Origin of the sequence: Sphingopyxis sp. (assembly GCF_036402335.1) — a bacterium.
Taxonomy (GTDB): Bacteria; Pseudomonadota; Alphaproteobacteria; order Sphingomonadales; family Sphingomonadaceae; genus Sphingopyxis.
This window is the reverse complement of record NZ_DASWTD010000268.1, coordinates 1-2280: the sequence shown is the minus strand read 5'-3', so window position 1 is coordinate 2280 and position 2280 is coordinate 1. Positions and strand designations below refer to the sequence as shown.

General features: G+C 66.0%; 3 protein-coding genes. All 3 read left to right on the top strand.

Going from position 1 to position 2280, the window contains the following annotated elements:
- The coding region (locus VGD20_RS08555) for a phage tail baseplate protein (RefSeq protein ID WP_422663670.1) at positions 1 to 983 on the top strand (983 nt) is incomplete at its 5' end.
- Between the two features lie 11 nt (positions 984 to 994).
- Complete coding sequence (locus tag VGD20_RS08550) at positions 995 to 1447, top strand: DUF2793 domain-containing protein (protein WP_331134039.1); 453 nt, start codon at positions 995 to 997, stop codon at positions 1445 to 1447.
- 129 nt (positions 1448 to 1576) lie between these two features.
- Positions 1577 to 2280 (top strand): outer membrane protein (locus VGD20_RS08545; protein WP_331134038.1); only part of this gene is annotated, 704 nt, incomplete at its 3' end.

Here is a 2280-nt window from a genome sequence, read left to right as displayed (position 1 = left end):
ACCAACCCTTGCCCGCTGCCGACCTTCCCGCCGAGCCCGGGGTTCCGGTGAACGCCCCCGACTGGCCTGACGCGACCGGCACAGTCCATCTGTTCGATCTTCCCGGCATCGGTTCGCCGGCGGCTTCTGCGCCGCGAATCCTGATTGCGGGTGCAGGAAGCCATGACGGATGGCGCGGCGCCGATTGCTGGTTCGTGCCGGCGCCCGATTCCGAACCAATCCCTGTCGGCCCGCTGCGGCCGGCAGCGGCACTGGGTGTGCTGGCCGAGCCGCTTGCTGCGGCGAGCGATTGTCTGTTCGATCTTGCCAACGCCGTGGTAGTGGCGCTCGCCAATCCTGTAATGACGCTCGAATCGGTCGGCGACGCTGCGCTGCTGGGCGGTGCGAACCGGGCGATGGCCGGCGGCGAATTGCTGCAATTCGGACGTGCCGAACTTGTCGCGCCGGGGGTATGGCGCCTGTCGCGATTGCTGCGCGGGCGGGCGGGCACCGCGAGTGCAATGACCCATATGGCGGGCGAGCCCTTTGTGCTGCTCGACGATCCCGCCTTGCTGATGCTCCCCGACGAACTGGCGCGATGGGCGGAAGGCGGGACTGCGACGATCCAATGGGTGCCGCGCGGCGGGACGATGGTGACCGGGATTGCGGTGCCGGCCGGAGCGCGGGCGCTGCGTCCGCTGGCGCCGGTGCACGGGCGGGTCCGGAGCGATGGCGCGGGCGGGGCGGTCGTCGACTGGATCGGGCGCAGCCGCGCCGATACCGGCTGGCGCGACCATGTCGACCAGCCGTCGGGCGAAAGCCGCGAATTGTGGCGTATCGCCGTATCGCCGGCGGTGCCAGGCATCGGGCCGTGGGAGCGTGTTTCCCCGACGTTAGCCATCGGGGCGGCGGACGTGGCGGCACTGCTCCCGGATTCTTCGATCGCAATCGAGCAGGTCGGCGATTTCGCGGTGTCGCCGCCGCTGTTGCTGCCCTTCACATAAAGGATGAAGCCATGACCGATATGCCGATCACGCCGCGCCATGCGTTACCGTTACTTGCGGTCGCACAGGCGCAAAAAGAGGTAACCCATAATGAAGCGCTCGTCCTGCTCGACGCGCTGGTCCACGCGGCCGTGGTGACGGGGCCGGTTGCCGATCCCCCCGCAGACCCCGCCGCCGGGCAGTGCTGGATCGTCGGTTCCGCTCCGACGGGCGCGTGGACGGGACAGGCCGCGGCGATCGCGTTCTGGACGGCGGGCGGCTGGCGATTTGCGATCGCGCGTGAGGGCATGCAGGTGACGCGCCTCAGCGATGGATCGCGATTGCGATTCGAGGCCGGCGCGTGGGTCGGACCCGTAACGATCGCAGCGCCCGCCGGCGGGTCGACAATCGATTCTGAAGCGCGTAGCGTGATCGCGGCGCTGATCTTGCTCCTTGAGGCGCATGGTCTTCTGATTTCAGGCTGAATTTCCGCTTATTGGCATGGCAAGTGCGACTTTTTGGCAACAGATTGACGATTTGTTAGCTTGCACGGAACCAAAGCGGCGAGTAGGACGTCTGCCGAGACGTATATCTCAATTGAAAGGGGAATTACTATGAGGAAGCTTGCCGTCGCTGTGGCGTTGGCCTCCACCACCCTGGCGTCGCCTGTTCTGGCGCGCGACAACTCCTGGTATGTTGGTGTCGGTGCTGGCGTGATGATCGTCGAGGACATGGATCTCGACATCGGCACGTTCGATAATGCCGGTACGCTCGACCATCGCGTCGGCTACGATGCCGAAGGCACCGTCGGTTATGACTTCGGCGGTTTCCGTGCGGAAGTCGAAGTCGGCTATCGCGAAGCCGACATCAAGTCGGGCACTTTCACCGCGCCGGGTATCCCGTCGATGCCGAACGGCACGGGCACGCCCTTCACCGGGTCGACCAAGCTGAACGGCGACACGAACGTCCTGAGCTTCATGGTCAACGGCCTGCTCGACTTCGGTGACGACGACGGCCTGCAGGGCTTCGTTGGCGGCGGCGTCGGTGTCGCCCGCGTGTCGGTCGAACCCGTTTTCGCCGGTCCGTTCCTTGACGATTCGGACACGGGCTTCGCCTGGCAGGCGATCGCCGGTATCCGCGCTCCGCTGACCCGTAACTGGGACGTTGGCCTGAAGTATCGCTTCTTCAACGCCGACAACCTGGACCTGGTCGGACAGAATGGCGACTATTCGGGTCGCTTCCGTTCGCACTCGATCCTCGGCACGCTGACGTACAACTTCGGTGGTGCAGAGCCGGAGCCGGTTGTGGCACCTCCGCC